23 protein-coding genes, 1 pseudogene and 1 other annotated feature are annotated in these 18,566 nt (G+C 31.5%); of the genes and pseudogenes, 5 read left to right on the top strand and 19 right to left on the bottom strand.

Features of this window, described 5'->3' with window-relative positions:
* The first annotated feature begins 244 nt into the window (after window positions 1-244).
* Window positions 245-1,207, top strand: coding sequence for a diacylglycerol kinase family protein (locus NOU10_RS01480; protein WP_255905834.1), 963 nt, complete (start codon window positions 245-247; stop codon window positions 1,205-1,207).
* Window positions 1,208-1,321: 114 nt separating this feature from the next.
* Here NOU10_RS01480 and NOU10_RS01475 read toward each other — a convergent pair whose 3' ends face one another.
* The 4 genes from NOU10_RS01475 to NOU10_RS01460 all read right to left on the bottom strand — a co-directional run bounded on the left by NOU10_RS01475 (window position 1,322) and on the right by NOU10_RS01460 (window position 3,082).
* Window positions 1,322-2,215 carry an ATP-grasp domain-containing protein gene (locus NOU10_RS01475; protein WP_255905833.1) on the bottom strand — a complete coding sequence of 298 codons (894 nt, stop codon included), beginning with the start codon at window positions 2,213-2,215 and terminating at the stop codon, window positions 1,322-1,324.
* A 31-nt stretch (window positions 2,216-2,246) separates the two neighbouring features.
* On the bottom strand, window positions 2,247-2,450 hold the full coding sequence (locus NOU10_RS01470) for a hypothetical protein (RefSeq protein ID WP_225355518.1): 204 nt from the start codon (window positions 2,448-2,450) through the stop codon (window positions 2,247-2,249).
* A gap of 70 nt (window positions 2,451-2,520) precedes the next feature.
* On the bottom strand, window positions 2,521-2,724 hold the full coding sequence (locus NOU10_RS01465) for a CPCC family cysteine-rich protein (RefSeq protein WP_255905832.1): 204 nt from the start codon (window positions 2,722-2,724) through the stop codon (window positions 2,521-2,523).
* A gap of 124 nt (window positions 2,725-2,848) precedes the next feature.
* Window positions 2,849-3,082 carry a hypothetical protein gene (locus NOU10_RS01460; protein WP_081509425.1) on the bottom strand — a complete coding sequence of 78 codons (234 nt, stop codon included), beginning with the start codon at window positions 3,080-3,082 and terminating at the stop codon, window positions 2,849-2,851.
* Between the two features lie 149 nt (window positions 3,083-3,231).
* On the opposite strand from NOU10_RS01460, the gene NOU10_RS01455 reads away from it, so the two are divergent.
* Window positions 3,232-3,783: a hypothetical protein gene (locus NOU10_RS01455; RefSeq protein ID WP_255905831.1), complete on the top strand. Its 552-nt coding sequence runs from the start codon at window positions 3,232-3,234 to the stop codon at window positions 3,781-3,783.
* A 137-nt stretch (window positions 3,784-3,920) separates the two neighbouring features.
* Here NOU10_RS01455 and rpmA read toward each other — a convergent pair whose 3' ends face one another.
* From rpmA to NOU10_RS01415, 8 genes are all read right to left on the bottom strand, one after another.
* Window positions 3,921-4,208, bottom strand: a complete 288-nt coding sequence (rpmA, locus tag NOU10_RS01450; protein ID WP_269148430.1) for a 50S ribosomal protein L27 — start codon at window positions 4,206-4,208, stop codon at window positions 3,921-3,923.
* Window positions 4,209-4,223: 15 nt separating this feature from the next.
* Window positions 4,224-4,550 (bottom strand): ribosomal-processing cysteine protease Prp, encoded by a 327-nt coding sequence (locus NOU10_RS01445; RefSeq protein ID WP_003700333.1) that lies wholly within the window; start codon window positions 4,548-4,550, stop codon window positions 4,224-4,226.
* A gap of 24 nt (window positions 4,551-4,574) precedes the next feature.
* On the bottom strand, window positions 4,575-4,883 hold the full coding sequence (gene rplU / locus NOU10_RS01440) for a 50S ribosomal protein L21 (protein WP_081530567.1): 309 nt from the start codon (window positions 4,881-4,883) through the stop codon (window positions 4,575-4,577).
* Window positions 4,884-4,900: 17 nt separating this feature from the next.
* Window positions 4,901-4,977 (bottom strand) — a sequence feature (ribosomal protein L21 leader region).
* A 61-nt stretch (window positions 4,978-5,038) separates the two neighbouring features.
* A complete protein-coding gene (locus NOU10_RS01435) occupies window positions 5,039-5,296 on the bottom strand; it encodes a hypothetical protein (protein WP_003707656.1) in 258 nt (85 codons plus the stop codon).
* Window positions 5,297-5,486: 190 nt separating this feature from the next.
* Window positions 5,487-6,113 (bottom strand): hypothetical protein, encoded by a 627-nt coding sequence (locus NOU10_RS01430; RefSeq protein WP_255905830.1) that lies wholly within the window; start codon window positions 6,111-6,113, stop codon window positions 5,487-5,489.
* A 119-nt stretch (window positions 6,114-6,232) separates the two neighbouring features.
* Window positions 6,233-6,466 (bottom strand): DUF2922 domain-containing protein, encoded by a 234-nt coding sequence (locus NOU10_RS01425; protein ID WP_003700343.1) that lies wholly within the window; start codon window positions 6,464-6,466, stop codon window positions 6,233-6,235.
* 16 nt (window positions 6,467-6,482) lie between these two features.
* The gene (locus tag NOU10_RS01420; protein WP_035149809.1) at window positions 6,483-6,683 is read right to left on the bottom strand and encodes a hypothetical protein; all 201 of its coding nucleotides are present in this window, start codon (window positions 6,681-6,683) and stop codon (window positions 6,483-6,485) included.
* A gap of 90 nt (window positions 6,684-6,773) precedes the next feature.
* Window positions 6,774-7,295 carry a sigma-70 family RNA polymerase sigma factor gene (locus tag NOU10_RS01415; protein ID WP_255905829.1) on the bottom strand — a complete coding sequence of 174 codons (522 nt, stop codon included), beginning with the start codon at window positions 7,293-7,295 and terminating at the stop codon, window positions 6,774-6,776.
* Between the two features lie 320 nt (window positions 7,296-7,615).
* Here NOU10_RS01415 and NOU10_RS01410 point away from each other — a divergent pair, with 320 nt between their 5' ends.
* On the top strand, window positions 7,616-8,353 hold the full coding sequence (locus NOU10_RS01410; RefSeq protein WP_161022342.1) for a hypothetical protein: 738 nt from the start codon (window positions 7,616-7,618) through the stop codon (window positions 8,351-8,353).
* A gap of 84 nt (window positions 8,354-8,437) precedes the next feature.
* A complete protein-coding gene (locus tag NOU10_RS01405; RefSeq protein ID WP_255905828.1) occupies window positions 8,438-9,004 on the top strand; it encodes an NUDIX hydrolase in 567 nt (188 codons plus the stop codon).
* 80 nt (window positions 9,005-9,084) lie between these two features.
* Here NOU10_RS01405 and NOU10_RS01400 read toward each other — a convergent pair whose 3' ends face one another.
* From NOU10_RS01400 to NOU10_RS01390, 3 genes are all read right to left on the bottom strand, one after another.
* Window positions 9,085-9,597 carry a GNAT family N-acetyltransferase gene (locus NOU10_RS01400; protein ID WP_160996084.1) on the bottom strand — a complete coding sequence of 171 codons (513 nt, stop codon included), beginning with the start codon at window positions 9,595-9,597 and terminating at the stop codon, window positions 9,085-9,087.
* A gap of 128 nt (window positions 9,598-9,725) precedes the next feature.
* Window positions 9,726-9,848, bottom strand: a complete 123-nt coding sequence (locus tag NOU10_RS01395; protein WP_255905827.1) for a hypothetical protein — start codon at window positions 9,846-9,848, stop codon at window positions 9,726-9,728.
* A 72-nt stretch (window positions 9,849-9,920) separates the two neighbouring features.
* Entirely contained in the window at window positions 9,921-10,730 is an 810-nt protein-coding gene (locus NOU10_RS01390; RefSeq protein ID WP_255905826.1) for a conserved phage C-terminal domain-containing protein, read from the bottom strand.
* A 209-nt stretch (window positions 10,731-10,939) separates the two neighbouring features.
* Here NOU10_RS01390 and NOU10_RS01385 point away from each other — a divergent pair, with 209 nt between their 5' ends.
* On the top strand, window positions 10,940-11,524 hold the full coding sequence (locus NOU10_RS01385) for a hypothetical protein (RefSeq protein ID WP_255905825.1): 585 nt from the start codon (window positions 10,940-10,942) through the stop codon (window positions 11,522-11,524).
* Between the two features lie 64 nt (window positions 11,525-11,588).
* On the opposite strand, the pseudogene NOU10_RS01380 reads toward NOU10_RS01385, so the two are convergent.
* The 4 genes and pseudogenes from NOU10_RS01380 to NOU10_RS01365 all read right to left on the bottom strand — a co-directional run bounded on the left by NOU10_RS01380 (window position 11,589) and on the right by NOU10_RS01365 (window position 18,476).
* Window positions 11,589-16,290: pseudogene (locus NOU10_RS01380) on the bottom strand (type ISP restriction/modification enzyme).
* A 527-nt stretch (window positions 16,291-16,817) separates the two neighbouring features.
* Window positions 16,818-17,126: a CHY zinc finger protein gene (locus NOU10_RS01375; RefSeq protein WP_147767886.1), complete on the bottom strand. Its 309-nt coding sequence runs from the start codon at window positions 17,124-17,126 to the stop codon at window positions 16,818-16,820.
* Window positions 17,107-17,568 (bottom strand): Rrf2 family transcriptional regulator, encoded by a 462-nt coding sequence (locus NOU10_RS01370; RefSeq protein WP_255905824.1) that lies wholly within the window; start codon window positions 17,566-17,568, stop codon window positions 17,107-17,109. Before NOU10_RS01370 ends, NOU10_RS01375 begins: the two co-directional genes overlap by 20 nt.
* Before the next feature lie 62 nt (window positions 17,569-17,630).
* Complete coding sequence (locus tag NOU10_RS01365; protein ID WP_255905823.1) at window positions 17,631-18,476, bottom strand: SDR family oxidoreductase; 846 nt, start codon at window positions 18,474-18,476, stop codon at window positions 17,631-17,633.
* Window positions 18,477-18,566: the final 90 nt, after the last annotated feature.

Raw genomic sequence — 18,566 nt, 5'->3', positions numbered from 1 at the left:
TTGTTTTCATTCTACCACTATTCAATCAAAAAAATCTATCAACAAATATCAGAGAATGTTGTTTAATCTTATATTGCGATAATTTAAAGTTAAAGATTAAAGAAAATTTACCATGTAACCGTTTCTTTATACTTGTCAATTGTGTTGATTGTTCGTTATAATTGCATAGTTGATAATTATTTGTAAAATTATAATAAAGAATGAAATATTTTTGCAATCAAAGCTCTAAGAAAGGAGGATTACCTTGGAATACTTTGTAGTTGTCAATGAATATGCCAAAAATGGTAGTGCTAAACAAATCTGGCAAACCATTCATTCAGAATTAGTGACACAGGAAGTCAAATTTACTTACAAAAAAGTTAATGAAAATGCTGTTGAAGTTGCTAAAAATTTTACTTTGGATTTAGCTGAAAGAGAAAAGAGTAAAACTGTCGTCTTAGTTATAGGTGGAAATGGAACTTTAGTCGATGTTTTAAATGGTATCAAGCAAGCACAGCGTTTCGATCTACCAATTGGTCTAGTTCCTGCCGGTATTGAAAATGGATTTGCCAAAGCAATTGGACTTTCGCTCAATCCTATCGTCGCCTTAAAGCAAGTTATCAATACAACAGATAAGATATACTATACAATTGGTACTTACCAAGAAACTTTACGAAACACTCAAGGTTACTTCTTGAATAATTTTGGTATAGGCATGGATGCTTTTATTACAAGTATTTATAATCGCAAGAAGAAACGTAAATTCATCCGCCGAGGTTTTCTTCCATTCCTTACTAGCAGTATAAGTGCTTACTATAATCAAGAACCTTTTTCAGCTACGGTTAGAGTTAGTGACTCTTATAGATTTTTCAAACATGTCTATATCATGAATGTTGCTAATCATCCTTATTTTGAAGGAGATGTTTCACTTTCTCCTCAAGCTAATATTAAAGATAAGAAACTTGACTTGATCGTCACTGAAAACATGAACTTCATCCGTTTCTTCATGTTAATTATAAGTTTATATTTTCATAAACAACTTAATTTGAAGTCATTTCATCGCTTCAAAGATGATCAAATTCATTTAACTATTAAGTCATTGGAATTTCTACAGATTGATGGTGAAGAACATGGCAGCCAGTATTTTGACATTTTCTTCAAAACTACTAGCTATCCCTTCTGGTTCAATCTATCTAGTGTTCCTTTCAAAGAAAGACGTAAAAAATAATCCCACTTTTTGAAATAACTCCTTCAAAAAGCGGGATTTTTAGTTATTAGTTGGAAAGATAATTTAGAAACTCTGAGTAATTTATTTTTTCTACTTTGTCTCTTAAATCTGATATTAAGCTCTACTCTCAGATAAATTTTCCCATAATAAATCATAAAATTTTTGTTCATCAAATCCTTGAAGTCCTGAAACTTGACCATCCCCCATTTCCATGATAATTAACTTTCCGTTAGATTTCCTTGCAAAATCAACTGTATAAAATTTCGCTTTAACCTCTTTAGGAGCATTCATAATGACTTTTTTATCTTCTGTAGAAAGATTAATTTTTCTATCATTCCAATAATTAATAACTACAAGTGGCTTATTACCTATATAAAACACTCGGTATTCTTCAAAAATTGGCGTATGACTTTTAGGATGTCTGCCTATATTTTTTAACTCAATAAAATTACGAATTACTAATCCTCCAATTAGCTCACTACCCTGTCTATTAATAAAGTTATGGATAACTCGCAGTGCATTCTTAGTATCAGAAACATCAGGAATATAAAAAGCTTCATCCCATTCATATTTTCTGCTCTTTACAAAATCTTTTATAGTAACAGCTCCATTAAATTCCTCAAGAAGTTTTATTATGCTTTTATCTGACAAATCTATTGTCCATTTGGTTTTTACGTGATTACTATTGTCCTTAACCCAATTTGGAATCAAATGCGTATATTCATATTCTGATAAATTAGTAAACATCTGTCCACCATTTTTCTCAACATAAGTAACTAATCTATCATACAATTGAGGCTTCAGCATCCAACCACGATAAACAATAATGTCATCATTACTAATTTTATACGTTGTAGTTACTACATTATCTTCAAATAATCGTTCCTGATTTATCAAACCTACGGAAAAATACTTGCTTGCTGCTTTATATTCCTTTTCATATTCAACATCTGGAATTCTTGAATCTAAAGGATCAGATAGAAAAAGGAAAACATAGTTTAACTTCACAGTTATCACATCCTAAACTAAAATCTAGTTTTCATTCTGATTTACGCAAATCTTCTTTATCAGGATCTAGTTCAATAGATTTTATTTCATACTCTGTTAAAGTAAAATAACTATCACCATATTGTTTTGTACCTATTAAATCAATTTCATAGCAATTATCATCAGAGTCTCCTGGAATTGTTCCAACTGCAACAAAGCCTTTATAAATAATATTATCAACGTCAGTAACTATCATATTTTTTCCAAAATAAGGTCTTAAATCTATTTTTCCACCTCCTAATTTTAATGATTCTAAAATGAAACTATTAATTAATTGGTCGTCCTTCTTTATATGCTTTCTTCGCTTCTTCTAAAGTCATATGATTAGGACCACCATCATAATTTATAATTCCTGTATTTTGCCATCCACAATTATCACAAATATCGTAATCCATTACTTCATGACCACACACAGGACAATGTAACCATACATAGCCATCAATTTTCCATGTTTTCTTCGATTTATCCATAGTGATATTCAATCCCTTTTTAATTAAGCCATTATTGAACTTATTCTTAATAAAAAATTATTCCATTTTTAGCTACAGTAAAAAATAGAATGTTCATATATACTCCTAGATTTTAGATTAATAATTATGCTTTATAGAATTTAACGATCTGTTTTACATCGACTTCATCTGTTCTATCTATCATAAAAGTTCTCTTATTTATAGAAGGTGGATTTGTTTCAATAATTGGAATGCCTGTGATAGTAAATGCCTTACCATCTATTTCAGCTTTATAACCAACCCTTATATTTTCAGGTAAATCTTCATCTACTGTTAAAAGTGTAATTGTTTTAATCGAGAATTTATCAATAATTTTCATTGCTCATCCCCCATTATTATGAAAAACGTTCCCATATATCTATTATATAGTTTTTTACTAATAAGCTCAGCTATTTCTTCACAAACTATCCTAATTTGTATTACTATAATTAATGTTTAACATCTATTTATAATTAGGAGTTTTTTTATATGAGAAAATTTAATATTATAACTATTTCTTTACTATCACTAAGTTTACTAGGGGCATGTTCTAACTCTAATTCAAGTGACAGGGCTAGCTCTGATTCTTCTAAATCTAGTTTGTTGAAGGCTAAAGAATCATCTATCAAAAAAGCTAAAGCTGAGTTGAAGAAAAAGGAATCGTCTATCAAGAAAACACAGAGTGAATCTAAAAAGGCAGAAAGTGAGAAAGCAGCCTCTGAAAATACTGCAGCTACTAATTCGCAACAAGTAACTCAACAACAAAATTCTGATAGTTATCAAACACGAAATAATACTCAACAAGCGCAAAACAATAATAATACATATCAGGCTAACAAGCAAACTTCAAATTCACAAAATGATCCTTATAATTATCAGGGTACTCTTTCTGATTTCGTAAATGAATATGGTGTTTCCCCTGCTTATTATAAAATACAGCATGGCATGTCTGAACAAGATGCACTTCAAAGCACCCCAGCAGGCATGAAAACTTCTGGAGAAATGCAGCTAGAATGGTCAAAATATGGCACTAGAGAATAAATTATTTTCAATTATTAATTAATACTTCAATTTGATTATTACTAATTTTAAAGAATCTCTTTTGAAAAAGTAATGATAACAAAAAAACGTCTTAAATCCTTACCTACCAAAGATTTAAGACGTTTTTAAACTATATATTATTCAGCAACAGGGTAAACAGAAACTTGTTTCTTGTCGCGTCCTTTACGTTCGAACTTAACAACACCTGCAACTTTTGCAAATAATGTGTTGTCACCACCCATACCAACGTTAACACCTGGGTAAATACGTGTACCACGTTGACGGTATAAGATAGAACCACCTGTAACAACTTGTCCATCAGCACTCTTAGCACCTAAACGCTTAGATTGTGAATCACGGCCGTTAGCTGTGGAACCACCACCCTTTTTATGAGCGAAGAATTGTAAATTCATTAACATAATGATTGCACCTCCTAATAATTAGTTATTCTCGATTTTTATAAAATCACCGTACATTTTTTCAACATCTTCAAGTCCTAGTTTTAAACTAGCTAATAATAACTTTACACTTTCATTTGAAAGAAAGTTCTCACTAACATGTACTTCTAACAGTCCGCCATTTTCATCATCAGAAACGATATTCAAATTGGCGTTAGCAAGTTTCTCAAGACTATTAACTGTATTTATAGCTAACACTGAAACAGCTGAACAAACGATATCTTGTCCATATTCGCCGGAATCAGCATGACCACGCATTTCAAAGCCAGAAATTAACTTATCACGATATAAAAATCTTGCTCTAATCATTCTAATACCAACCTTTTAGACAAATTAAGCATTGATAGAGTCAATAACAACCTTTGTGTATGGTTGACGATGACCTTGCTTTGTGTGTTGATGCTTCTTAGGCTTGTACTTGAAAGTAACAACTTTCTTAGCACGACCTTGTTTTTCAACTGTAGCTTCAACTGTAGCACCTTCAACAAAAGGAGTACCGATAACTGTCTTATCGCCACCAACAAAAACAACTTTATCAAAAGTTACCTTGTCGCCTTCTTTTGCATCAAGCTTTTCTACGTAAATTGTTTGACCAGCTTCAACTTTAAGTTGCTTGCCACCTGTTTTAATAATTGCGTACATCTATGTGCACCTCCTCTTAAAATACTTAGACTCGCCGTAATGTAGTGACCTCCAAAGAGATACTTAAACTTAAAACGTGCGGTTGCAGATGTGATATGCACAAATACAACACTAAAATATTAACAAATCAATTACTAATAGTCAATAGAAAAAATCTAATTTAAATATTTGAATTTGGATTTATCTGATTTAAATCTATTTTGATTCTTTTCCCAATAATCTAATAAGTTCTTAAGTCCTAGTAATATCAATACAAATGTTAAGTAAGCAGCATTAATGACGATAACTTCTCCTGTAATTAACAACATTAATTGCCATACAGATGGTGTAACAAATAACGTGATCAATGTAATTACTGCTGATAATGTGATTGTTACTGTTGCAAATTGGATTCCTTCATATACTCGATTCATATTAATCTCACCTTTACTTTTTTTCGAACACGTATTCTTTATGTAACTTATAATACATACGTTCGATTGTTCTGTCCAGTATTTTTATCAAAAATATGTTCGAAAAAAATATATAAAGCTCTAAAATCCCTTATTTTACCAGCTTCCAAACACGCTTAATTAATTTTTCAATAGTTTTTATTTGTTTAGATTATAATAACTTACTATATTTTTGTTTGAGTTTTGGATTACGATACTGATAACTTCTAGGACTTGTTACTTCTTTTATCTTATCTAACGCATCCATCGCATATTGCGAACCAGTATTTTCATCGCCACCTAGCAACATATTCATAACTTCCTGCTTATCTTTATAGTTTCTTCGTTTTTGACGACTACTACGCAAGTCTCCCAATAATTCAAGCCCCTCATCTTTGTTATAGTCGCCTAACTCTACAGTATGTAAAATATCTTGTAGTACAACGCCATCTTCCTGTGAGATTTCTTTTCTAATTTCCTCAACTATCAAAGGACTAGCTATTAGGAAAGTCGCCACTTTTTCTACTTCTTGATAAAAAGTCTTATTATCAGCATGTGCGATTCTTTTAGCATAGTCTTCCCATTTATCTGTCTGAATTGTTATTTTAATTTCATCGCTATCTACTATTTCTAAGTTCTTTTCACCATTTTTGATTAATTTATCATAAGCTGGTTGTGCCATTTTTTTACTATTCCATTTACTAGCACTTTGAAGACTTCCGACAAACGTCTTCGTCTTTTGTCGATAATATTCTATTGTTTTTTCATCTCTATTTCTTACAATGACATAATTTGGCATAAGTTATCTCCATTGCAAACATACGTTCTATATATAAGATTATAGCATTAAATAAATTTATTTCAACGTTAAAAAGACATATCATTTCTGACATGTCTTATTGCTTATTCAAATTTTACTTAGTCTTCAACTGTAAAAACTGTTTGAGTTTCTGTATCAACATACTTCGCACTAACTGCCTCTGCATATAACTTTGTTCCAAATTTGTCTTGAAACATATCTAATTCAACTAACTTATTCATTGCTTCTCGAAGTTTACTCTCATCAAGATTTGTGGATACATTATTTAATTTTAATGTATGATGTTTTCCGTCTGCTGCTTTGAATCCAAGATTTAATGCTCTAACTTTCATTTAAATTCCTCCTTAATTAATCCTTAACCATGCTAGTTTCGACAATTTCAATATCTTGAGTTTCTTCTCCAGATAATTCACCAATAATTTTTCCAAATGCAGATAACTTTTCAGTACCGACATTATTCACTAAATTATGATAGGAACGACGACGCGTATCTCCATCCTCCTTGGTACCATAAATGTATAATACAGATTTTTTAACTTCTTTTGCCATTTTAACGGCCTCCTTTAAATTATTGTTAAGCTTATTTTGAAGCTTACATAGATATATACGTAATTTTTTGTCCATTTGTAACATGCATTTTTATTTTCCATTATTTAATTCTAAATATTTCTCTTGGATGTTTTTTCTCCAGCGATTAATTGTCATTCGTGATTTTCCCATCAGCTTCGCAATTTCTGTAGTCTTAGTTATCCCTACACTATAATAGCTCAACAACATTTTTTCATTATCAGTACACCTTTTATATAACTGATATAGAGCATCGCTAATCTCAATGTTATCCCCAGTTTCGATAATTTCTTCTATTTGGGGTAATTTATCATTCTCATTGGCTAACTGACTAAAACACACTTCTACTTGCTTACGTTTCTTTTGCCTTAATTTATCCAATAAGCGCCACTTTAGTTTTTGAAACATATAACTTCCGCATTCCTCTTTAGCATTTTCTTTACGATAATATTCGGTATATATCTCAGCTAGTAAAATTCTCGCTTCTTCAAACATATCCTCAAAATCAGGATGCCCCACCTTGTAATTTAACTGTGCTAGCACTCCATAAATAAGTCTGTTATTCTTCAATGCGTATTCAAACCCTCGTTTCACTATTTCACCTCTAAAAATAATTTGTACTGGCGCCTTGTACTCATTAAGAATAAACAGACTTTAAAATCCATGCACCCTATCAAAAATGTTCATTTCAGGATGTGTTGCAAAATATTTTACTCTTGATTTTTCACCATGTATTCGTTATCAGTCTTATAACTTAATACTTATCAATACCTAATTAATTTACCGTCATTTTTCTGAAATTCCGTAAGCTAAAATTAATTTTACAAATAAATAAAAAAATATTGATTTATAGCTGATTTTTTGATAGATTATTTACTTATAAAATATAAAAAAATACTCAAAGGAGGGGAAATATGATATATACCAGTAACTGGTTTAATATTGATAGCGAGATTGCTATCGATAAATTATTGAAGATTGGAAAACATAGACCAGTTTACATCGTACAGAAAAATTCTACTTACTTTGCATTCAACATTCATAATAATGACTCAAAATATAAGTCAATTATTTTTGATAAAAACCAAGGTATCATATTATCGAAACTTTCTACGACAACCCTATTTAATAAAATAAATGGTATATGTTTCACCAAGTTAATTACTGAAATGGTCAAGAAACATCATAAATTTCAGGCATATACGTCTGCTATTTCTGACTCCCATTGTTTCATTCGTTCTTCTCAGCACCCTGCTACTTGGATTAATCTTTACCTAGTTGAATCTATTTGGGATACTAATCATCATGACATCTCATTTAAATTCAAAGATTTATCAGGCTACGTTACCTTTTTAAATCAGAAAACAAGTTTTAGAACTAGTTTAAAAGCTACTGCTCATTTCTTGCATACTATTGAAAGTCTGCTGAATTTCGATGCACAAAAAACTATTTCTATGATTTCAGATTACATTGATATCGGTACATTAAAAGATATTCCTCGTGATATTTATATTAAGGAAATGCTTTACCAACTTATTAAAGAAAGTTTTGTTTTTCTCTGTGATGATATTGATTCAACAAATACAGATGAAATTCTTGAAGAATGCCACAAATATCTCGTGAACAAATTCTGCTATTTTAATAGATCATAGAAAAAAGACAGTCATTCTCGACTGTCTTTTCATTCTCTTTAAATGCTATAATTGATTTGCAATCTTTCAGGAGGTGGATTTACTATGAATAACTTATTGTCCCAACTTAAATCATATATTCCTTTTAACGAACAAGAAAAACAAGATAAGCAGCTTATTATTGACCAACTTGCTAATGCCAAAGATATTTTTACTCGTAAAAATAAATTAGCTCACTTTACCGTATCAGCTTGGATTATCAGCCCTGATAAAAGTAAAGTTCTAATGGCTTATCACAATATCTATCAATCTTGGTCCTGGCTTGGTGGACATGCTGATGGCAACTCGAATTTAAAGCAAGTAATTCTCAAAGAAATTCAAGAAGAAAGCGGCCTAACTGATGTTAAATTTTTATCAGACAATATTTTCTCGCTTGAAGTTCTAACTGTTGATGGTCATGAAAAACGTAGAGAATATGTTTCTTCACACTTACATTTAAACATTACTTATCTATTCGAAGCTGATACTACTATGCCATTACGTATTAAACCTGATGAAAATAGTCAAATTGCTTGGCTTGATTTATCTAGCTTAGATTCTAAGGTCAGTGAAGTTTGGTTCAATCAACGTATCTATCATAAATTAATAAAGAAAGTTAACTTATTACACTAACATTCTAGGCTTTTTTTCTTTAATTATATTTTGTTTCAAATTTTATTCAAAATTAATTTTTAGACAAAAAGCCTTTTTAATTAAAATTTTTCTTTCAACACCTTATCAAAGGCCACTCTATCTGCACCCTTAAAATTAACTTTCCCACATATTTGATAATTATTCTTCTTCAAAATATGTTTCATTCGTTCATTTTCAAGAGCTGTATCTAATCTAACTCCATAAATTTGACAAGCATATGTCAATCTTTCCACCAATTCCAAAGCAATACTTGCTAGGCCTTGATTACGATATTCTTCTGCTATTGCAAAACTGTGAACTGTTGCGTAAGGTTCTTCCGTATGCCAATCTCCTAATATTTCTTTATAATATGGCATACCTGTAAAATCTATTCGTAAATAGCCGGCAATAATACCATCTACACGTAACACAAATCCCTTATTAGCTAGAATATCTTCTAATATACTTTCACGATTAGGATAGTTGTCTGTCCATTCAGTAAATCCCTGATCATTTTGAAATTTCTTACCACTATCAATAATTTCCAAACATCTGTCAACATCATTTACATGGGCTAATTCAATTTCATTCATAGTTAAAACCTCCCCATATTAGCTTCTAACTACATCTTATCACAATTTATAAATATATAAAGAGTAAGTATGAAAGCGAATTCCTACTTACTCTAAATCCTGTTTATATTAATTATTCAAGAAGCCTGTCACTCACTTCTATTTGTTTTATATTCAGGTTCTTTTTCAATCGTGGTTCTTTCAAAGCTTACTTCTTGCTTAAAACCTAAAATCCAGCCACAAAATGTTAATTTCGTTAAGATTAATTTCATTGAAAATCCCCCTTCTTTTCCAAATTCCTCCTCTCACTGATATATACGAAAAAAATAGTATTGTTGTAACACTCAAATCTTAGCTAAAAGCATATCTATTTCTTGATTTAGTTTGCCTCGATCAATGTTTTCTTCTTTGTCATCAACAAAATAGTTGTTTTCACGATGATATGCATAACATTCAGCATAGTATTTACTGAAATTATCACCAAACAATGTTCGGGGACGGATAAATTTTTCAACATGTGTTCCTTTCCACTGCTTAGCTTTCAAAACTATCATGCTTTTACATTGTTCTACATCATTTCCAGCCGCTAGTCTTTCTTTAATCAATTTTATTCCCCATTTATCTTTATCAAACACCTGCCCGGTAACTTCTTTGAAACACCCCAGGATCTCCTTTATCTTTTGTTGATTATTTAATGGTGTATTCTTAGGTACTTTATTGTCTTTGAAGTGGTCAACTTGTCCAGTTCTGAACTGGTCAGATTTTCCATTTCCATTATCTTCCCTAGGACACTCTATCTGTCCAATTTGTCCATTTCGACATCTAGGTGTTTTATTGTCTAAATATTCTTGTAGCTTCTCCTCATCTAGTGAATACCACTTTGTATGATTAAATTTTGAAATATTGTATTTCGCAACTCTAACAATCTTTAATTCAGCTAATTTCTTTAGTTCTCTCCTAATGGTTCGCTCTGAAATAAATGTAAGCTGCTTGGACCAATTTTGATAAGTATTATAAATCCATTTTCTTCCATCAATCTCATGTGTTGATTTCTCTTGCCAATAGCGAATTTGTTGAATCAAAATTGCTTGATAAATTCCTAAAGCTGCTGCGACTTCTGTATTAAATGCCCGATTGGGTTCAAAGTTTTTCATATTAAATTCCTGCCATTTCGTTTTGGTCTATTTGGACGTCCTATAATATATACGTTGGCAAGAACTAAAATGTAACAAAAATATTTGCTAAATTACTACTATTCTTGATGTTGACCGTTTTAATATTATAAGATAGTATTGAACATGAGATATTTCGACCAGCAATCTGATGTCGCTAAAAGCTGTACTAAAAAAGAAGGTATACATAAATGAGAAAAATAAGCATTTTTGTCCTTTCTGTGCTTACATTAATGACGCTAGGAGCTTGTTCAATAACATCATCAAGTAAATCCTCTAATGAAAGTTTATTTTCTTATAAAGCAAGTTCTCGAAAAGCAGAAAGCATTAAAAAAGCTAAAAAAGAAGCTAAAAAAGAAGCACATGATAAGGCTGAAGCTGCTAAAAAGAAAAAACATAAAAAGAAGAAAAAGAAAAAGGAAAGTTCTAGCAGTTCTGAGCAAAGTAGTTCTGTAAGTTCAAGTGTATCTGAATCAACTGACTCAAGTTCAGTTTCATCAAGCGATGATACACAAGATACATCATCAAATCAACAAAATACAAGTCAAGGTAATACTACAACATATCAAGCACCAGCATCTAGTTACTACTATGGCGGTGGGTATACTGCTCCTCAAGGTGGAGGTAGTGGCAGTGGATCTGGTAGTGGAGCAAGCACTCCAACTGATTCAAATCCTGCTCCTTCAGATAATGGAGGTGCCAGCAATGATTCCGGCAATTCTGACAATGCTGGTGACAATGTTCCTGAACAACCTACTACTGCTGTAGAAGAATAAAAATAAGCAAGTAATTTATTTGTTTAAATACAAATCGATTACTTGCTTTTTATTGTGCAAATGTTTACTCTATTATTTCCAATTTAGGTAAACTATTAACTAAATCAACAGTTTGAACTGAAACATTGATAATTCGTAATAAGAGATTAAAAATATATTTGGGATCATCACTAAAATCGTTTGGATCATCTGTGATACCTGACTTCTTATCTGTTTTAATTTGGTATTGATCCATAATCCATTCAATAGCAGATTTACCATTAACCACATATTCGTAAGCTTTTTCAGGAATATTCTTAATTGTAATATCTGTGTTGAAGATAATTGTAGATCTATCCTTTTCTTTTTTGTTTGTCTCAATATTTTTGATTTTATCAAACTCCATCTTCTTAACTTCATAACTTGGGTTATCTTTACTTTCAATATCTATATCTTCGTACATTGGTACTTCTTCATAATTAAGGTGTAAATCCATCAATTTCTTACCAATTTCTACATACTTTTCTTTATCCTTAACAATTGGAATTCTTGCTAAATCTTTTTTTAAGTCATTCGTGTATTTTGCTTGATATTCTTTTGAATTGAGTAATCCATAAACATAAGCAAAAGTATTATCTATAGATAGTCCTAATTTATCAGCAAACAATTCATTCATATTACTGTTACCTTGTAACAAGCTCTCATTATTCGAATTATCATATCGCATAAAGCTTTGAGTTTTTTCTAATAAGTCCATGCTTGGTATCTCACTAGTTAGTAAAGTTGAAAAGCCCTTATTTGCACTTCTACCAGTTGTAATAAGTGCTAAATTACTTACTCCCCATTTAGTAGAAAATTGTCCAGGACTTTCAATTACTTGTTTATCATAATATAACCATTTCTTAGTAAATGGTCGATACATTTCCAACCTAATATTATGGCTGTCTAATTTTATGTATTGAGAATTTTTATACATCTTCTTTAAATCTCGTGTCCACTTTATTTTTGTATCGTCAATCTTAGGGGCATCTGATTTTTTATTTTTCAAAGCATCATTATAATTATCTACCATAAATTCAGTATTTTTAACTGTTTCATCTTTTGAAAAACCTGACACCCAACTGTCACGAGCAGTACTTACTCCTACAGCATTTGATAAAAACGGAGATTCCTCATCACCAACAATACTTATATATTTTTGATAATTAGGATCACGTTGATTAATCCAATCATTGTTATCATCAGGAGTAATCTTATCCCAGTCGATACCATTAATTGAACTAAATTCTTTAATAGTGTTCAATTTAGCTTTTCTAGTTAAGTAATCCCCAATGTCATGATAATGAATTTCATGATCATCAGTACCATCTTTAACTAAAATACTAATTGTAATTGTTGTTCTTGTACCTTGTCCAAATACATTATCTTTCTCCTTACGTCTTTGTTCGCCACTAGTACGTGCATTTCCACGTAAATTAAAAATATAAAGATGATTAAAATCTTCATATAAAGATGCTCTTAAGCCATCAGTACTTTTATTATCTAGAAAACTCCCATTAGTTACGAATCCTATTACACCCTTATTAGTTAATCGGTCAGTTGCCCATCTAAAAGCTTTAACATAACTGTCATAAGTACCTTTACTTAAGTTGGCTTTGCTATTATTAGCATAAGTCTTTTGAATACTTTCTTCTAATTTTTCATATCGTATATTCTGATTGTCATCATTGGCGTTCTTTTGTCCTGCAGAGTATGGTGGATTACTGATAATAGCCGTAATCGGCTGTTCCTGTTGTTTCTTCAATCGTTTATTATTTTCGCCTAATAACTCATCCATAAATGAATTTTCACGTTCAGTACTTTCAAAAGTATCCGTCAAAACAATTCCTTCAAATGGTTCATAGCCACGTTCAGGACCATTTACTTCATCAAAAACTGCTTCGATATTGATTGAAGCAATGTAATAACTCAATAATACAATTTCATTAGCATGTAATTCATGATTATACTTGTGAAGAATATCTTCAAACGTAATCTCTCCATTATCCATTTGCTGCTTGAAATATTGGAGCGTTCTTGTCATAAATGTACCAGTCCCTGTAAATGGATCCAAAATATGTACATTTTTACTTGAAAGATGTTTTCCAAAATACTTATTTAAAGCATAATCAACTGATTTAATAATAAAGTCGACTACTTCAACTGGTGTAAATACAATACCTAACTGTTCTGTCGTTTCCTTAAAACCAGTTTTAAAGAATTTATCATAAAGTGTAATAATTATCTTTTGCTTAGCTTCAGCATTATCAATTCCTGATGCTCTCAGTTTTACAGATTCATAGAATGGTGCTAGCTCTTTTTGTTCCTTATCAAATCCAAAGACTGAAAAGGCTGAAACAACATCGTTCATCGCATGAGATACAGGATTATCCTTGACAAAGCTATATCCTTCAAATAAAGCTTCAAAAATTGGTTGAGTAATAAGATGTTGAGCTAACATTTCAATAGCTTGTTTCTTATCAACTGATGAATTAATGTTATGCTGTAAACTTGTTAAAAATACATCAAAAGCTTGTTTTGCTCCTGGTTGACTATCAATCAAATCATTAATCTTAGTAATATGACGTTTAGCAATCTCAGCAACGTCTTTAGACCAATCTTCAAGATAGCGACGATCACCAACTTTTTGGACAATTCGACCATAGAAAGCTTTTTCTAAACCAGCCATTTCTTCTAAATTCAATTCTAGTTGAACAGGTTGATTACCTTCTCCATTTTCAATATCTTTTCCATCATCTTCTGTAATTGGTTGATCTGGAGAAGTATTTGTACCAATAATATTAATACGTCCACTTTTCTTTTTATTAAGCTCTAGCTTATTAATCTCAGCATCAAAACGTTCATCAGTAGAACGTAGAGCATTTAATACTTGCCATACTTCTTTATATTTATCATTACTATCAAGAACATCTGCTGGATCTGAATTAGTATCAATAACGATAGGAATAATAATATATCCATATTCCTTACCTTCAAATTTACGCATAATACGACCAACAGCTTGTACAATATCAACTTGAGATTTTTTAGGAGATAGGAAAATAACCGCATCAAGATTAGGCACGTCAATTCCTTCTGTTAAGAAACGAACATTTGATAATAATCTAGCTTCATTATCAGCTATATCACTAGCTAACCAATCAAGTTCTGTTTTCTTTTGAAGCGCATTAAGTCCACCATCAACATGATGAACATCAACAGTAAAACTATCTTCAGCTTGTGCGCCAAGATAATCATTAATTACATAGTTGAATTCTTTAGCAATCTGTTTAGAATGTGCAATAGTATCAGTAAAAGCAATGGCACGTTTCATAGGGGCTCCATCAATTTCTCCGGTAATACCATTTCTTTTAACCATAGCATTCCAGACACCGATAATTTTACCAATATCAGATGTTTTTAGCTCACTTGTACTAGACGCCATCACTTTTTGCATTTCTTTATTAACAAAGGTTTCACTAACAGCTAATACAGAAACTTTATAGTCAGTCAAATAGCCACGAGAAACAGCATCCCCAAATCCTAAACGAAAAATTTCTGTTCCATATTTAGTTTCATCATCCATCGATGAGATAACCATACTATTATCATCAGCTTTTTTCTTAGCTTCAGGGCCATAAACTTTTGGTGTGGCAGTTTGATACAAGCGTAGTTTACCTTTGACAATATCATTATCATGTACCTTAGTAAATACACTAGCATCGCCCATTTGACTTGCTCCAGTTGTTCTATGTGCTTCATCAGAAATAATTAGATCAAATTCAGGATACCCTTGCTTCTGTGCTTTAGAAATGACATCAATTGATTGATATGTCGAAAAAACAACTGTCATTGTTTTTTGTGATTGTTTTTTAATATTAACATAATTCGCCATAAGTTCGTCTACATTAGTTGTAGCAGGAAAACCTATATCTTTCGCACTTAAATCATCTTCTCCTGATTTCTTCTTTGTTGCTTTTCTATCAGAAACAACAGAAAAAGAAATCATTGATAAGTCACCAGATTTATCAGAATTCCAGTTAAAGAGTGTTTGTGAGAGGAGTTGAATACTAGGTACTAAATACAGTATGTTATAGGTACCCCCCCCCACTTTCATTCATTAATGCTTCAGCTATCTTTAAACTAGTAAACGTCTTACCAGTTCCAGGAGCCATTATTAATTTTCCACGACTATGATCTTTAAAATAAGCCAAAGCATTAGAGATAGCTTCTTTTTGATAATCACGTAATTTTTTAGCTTTATATGTTAAATCTTTCTTGTAAGAATCAAAATCAAATAGTTGCCAATCAAAGTTAGCATTTTGTAATTGAGATAACCCTATAATTGCAATATCTTTTGATAATTCTTCTGTTGCCTTTTTTGCATTTTTATTCCAATCATCAGTAGATGAAATAATCATTCCATCTGTATAATATTCTTTTCCAGTTTCGGCAATAAAAGAATTAATTGTATCTTTGCCTACTTTTCCTTTATAATACTTGGCTTGAACAGCAGTTAACTTTCCTGTTACTCGATCTTGGGCAACAATGTCAACTCCAGTATCTTGTTTTGAAATTTGAAATTCATCAGGGACCTCATTTAACATCCAGACATTACTGTATTTATTTTTAAATGCCGGTTCATTTTTTAAGTAAGCCACAGCTAACTTCTCAAAAGCTGTACCTCTGTCCCTTTGATTGGTTAACTGATCATCTATTTGATTAACCAATTCATTAAATGTACTCATACCTAACACCTCTCACAATATAGATAAGATTTTTACATATGTAATAAACCTCCAATATAACATTATACTTTAAAATAACTTAATACAAAAAATAATTTTGCACTAGATTCTACTGTTATCTCGCTACGTCTATAATAGTCTTTCCATTAGCGTGGCCAGTTGCTACATAATCACAAGCTGCTTGTAGATCACTAAAGGCGAATTCTTTATCAAATCTAACTTTTTATCTGCAACTAATTTACCTAATTTTTGCAGCTGTTTTCCGTCTAAATGCATGAATAAAAATTCATAATCTGCTTTAACTATTTGACTAGCTCTTCTTAATTTTATGACTCCCTAATTTAAACAACTTTTACCAAATTATGTTCAGACTATAGACTCTAACAAATTTTTAGACGAAAGCACAAAAAATAGCCTAAAACCCCTGTTTTTCATAACATGATTTTAAGCTATCTTTATAATTATTGTATCTAGCATTTAAGTCTAATTAAAAGCAATAATCAACTTCTAATCAACTAAAAATAATCTTAATCCTCAAAATATATTCCATAATGCAATTTACATCGCGGATTAAACCCATGATGACAATTAGGACATGCTCCACTTGCATATTCATCAAAAGTTAACAACTGATGGCATACCCCACACATTACAGGATAATCTTCTTTATTGCTTGCTACAAATTTATGATCCTCTAAACTATCATGGCATTGATAACAAGCATAGTATTCGTTGCATCGACTACACTTCAAGGCTGCAATATCTACATCTTTGTGGTAATGTTTGCAGCGTCCGGCAGCATCTAGGTCAATACCCTTAATCAAGTTTTGCACCATCGCCACCAGCTTTCCGTTTCAATCTTTCGCTCTCTAGCACTCCATCAATTACATCTTGAATACTAATCTGGCTCATCTCTAACTCTGCAGCATTCTGCACTCTCTGATATACATTATTCAATGTATCTTGTATATTGGCACCTACCACACAATTAGGATTAGTCTTAGGATCAACATGCAGTAGACTGGCAGTTGATGTAATTGCACGATAAACATCTAAAACAGAAATTTCACTTGCTGGTTTTGCTAAACTTGCTTTAGCTACCCCTGGCTGATTATTCAACAGCCCTGCTTTTTTTAATTTCGACATTAAATTTCTCACAACACTAGCATTTGCTTCAATACTTGCCGCAATTCTAGCACTGCTCAGATCACCATTTCTGTATATATCAACATATGTCAAAATATGAATTGCATCGCTTAGTTTATATGAATGTTTCATCGCTATACCTCTCAAATCTAACTTTCTTCATTTTAACAAAGGTATAGTTAATACTCAACAAATTAACGACCAATGACTTCTTTAATTGCTTCAGGTAAAGCCTTCAATTCATGACCTAATACATCTTCTAAGTCAGAAGTTTCTTCTGTAAGTTCACCTTGCTTGATTAAATCTTGAATCATCAAAATGAAACCAATTGTATTTTCATCTAAACCAGCTTTTTCTAAACCTGTCTTGTAGTCGTCACTAGCAACATTTGTTACTGCGATTTCCTTACCATAGACTTCGCCGACTGCCTTAGCTAAATCTTCATAACTTCTGCTGGCACCAGCAAATTCATAGACATCTTTTGTTGTATCGCTAACAAGTACCTTCACTGCACCTTCTGCATATTCACGTTCTAATGACCAGCCTACTTTGCCATTACCGGCAGCATAAACAATATCTTCCCCATTTAAGAAACCAACTTCATTTTCTAAATACCAGTTATTACGCAAGAATGAATGTTTAATACCACTTTCTACAATTAATTTTTCAGTTGCAGTGTGATCACTAGCTAATGCAGACTTAGCTTGATCAGCATGTGGGAAACTTGTATATGCCACAAATTTTACTTTTGCTTCTTTCAAAGCATCTACTACATTTCTATGTTGTTCTAGACGGGAAATTTTACCACCCGGTTGAGACGAAATAAATAATACCTTATCTAGTCCTTCAAAAGCTGAAACTAAACTATTCTTATCATCATAATCACCTTGACGAACTTCAATATCATCAGGAAGTAATTGCTTAGCTTTTTCTAAGTTACGTGCAATTGCGACAACATTGTCTGCTCCTACTAAACCCACTAATTCCTTAACTGCAACTTGACCAAAATGACCTGTTGCTGCTGTAATACCATATTTCATAATATCTCTCCTAACATGTTGTTTTATAATTAACAACTATAATATACTACCATGTTGTTTTAATGTCAACAACTAAAAATAAGAAGTTAA

The sequence above is a fragment of the Ligilactobacillus sp. MP3 genome (genome assembly GCF_024436335.1).
Lineage (GTDB): Bacteria > Bacillota > Bacilli > Lactobacillales > Lactobacillaceae > Ligilactobacillus > Ligilactobacillus salivarius.
Note: the sequence above shows the minus strand (reverse complement) of the source record. Positions and strands in the feature narration are given on the sequence as shown.

What these genes read in the sequence shown, in the direction of transcription:
- NOU10_RS01470 (WP_225355518.1), bottom strand. Translation starts at nt 2,450, where the DNA reads ATGATAGTTACTGACGTTGATAATATTATTTATAAAGGCTTTGTTGCA.
- NOU10_RS01465 (WP_255905832.1), bottom strand. Translation starts at nt 2,724, where the DNA reads ATGGATAAATCGAAGAAAACATGGAAAATTGATGGCTATGTATGGTTA.
- NOU10_RS01460 (WP_081509425.1), bottom strand. Translation starts at nt 3,082, where the DNA reads ATGAAAATTATTGATAAATTCTCGATTAAAACAATTACACTTTTAACA.
- NOU10_RS01455 (WP_255905831.1), top strand. Translation starts at nt 3,232, where the DNA reads ATGAGAAAATTTAATATTATAACTATTTCTTTACTATCACTAAGTTTA.
- NOU10_RS01445 (WP_003700333.1), bottom strand. Translation starts at nt 4,550, where the DNA reads ATGATTAGAGCAAGATTTTTATATCGTGATAAGTTAATTTCTGGCTTT.
- rplU (WP_081530567.1), bottom strand. Translation starts at nt 4,883, where the DNA reads ATGTACGCAATTATTAAAACAGGTGGCAAGCAACTTAAAGTTGAAGCT.
- NOU10_RS01435 (WP_003707656.1), bottom strand. Translation starts at nt 5,296, where the DNA reads ATGAATCGAGTATATGAAGGAATCCAATTTGCAACAGTAACAATCACA.
- NOU10_RS01430 (WP_255905830.1), bottom strand. Translation starts at nt 6,113, where the DNA reads ATGCCAAATTATGTCATTGTAAGAAATAGAGATGAAAAAACAATAGAA.
- NOU10_RS01425 (WP_003700343.1), bottom strand. Translation starts at nt 6,466, where the DNA reads ATGAAAGTTAGAGCATTAAATCTTGGATTCAAAGCAGCAGACGGAAAA.
- NOU10_RS01420 (WP_035149809.1), bottom strand. Translation starts at nt 6,683, where the DNA reads ATGGCAAAAGAAGTTAAAAAATCTGTATTATACATTTATGGTACCAAG.
- NOU10_RS01410 (WP_161022342.1), top strand. Translation starts at nt 7,616, where the DNA reads ATGATATATACCAGTAACTGGTTTAATATTGATAGCGAGATTGCTATC.
- NOU10_RS01405 (WP_255905828.1), top strand. Translation starts at nt 8,438, where the DNA reads ATGAATAACTTATTGTCCCAACTTAAATCATATATTCCTTTTAACGAA.
- NOU10_RS01400 (WP_160996084.1), bottom strand. Translation starts at nt 9,597, where the DNA reads ATGAATGAAATTGAATTAGCCCATGTAAATGATGTTGACAGATGTTTG.
- NOU10_RS01395 (WP_255905827.1), bottom strand. Translation starts at nt 9,848, where the DNA reads ATGAAATTAATCTTAACGAAATTAACATTTTGTGGCTGGATTTTAGGT.
- NOU10_RS01390 (WP_255905826.1), bottom strand. Translation starts at nt 10,730, where the DNA reads ATGAAAAACTTTGAACCCAATCGGGCATTTAATACAGAAGTCGCAGCA.
- NOU10_RS01385 (WP_255905825.1), top strand. Translation starts at nt 10,940, where the DNA reads ATGAGAAAAATAAGCATTTTTGTCCTTTCTGTGCTTACATTAATGACG.
- NOU10_RS01375 (WP_147767886.1), bottom strand. Translation starts at nt 17,126, where the DNA reads ATGGTGCAAAACTTGATTAAGGGTATTGACCTAGATGCTGCCGGACGC.
- NOU10_RS01370 (WP_255905824.1), bottom strand. Translation starts at nt 17,568, where the DNA reads ATGAAACATTCATATAAACTAAGCGATGCAATTCATATTTTGACATAT.
- NOU10_RS01365 (WP_255905823.1), bottom strand. Translation starts at nt 18,476, where the DNA reads ATGAAATATGGTATTACAGCAGCAACAGGTCATTTTGGTCAAGTTGCA.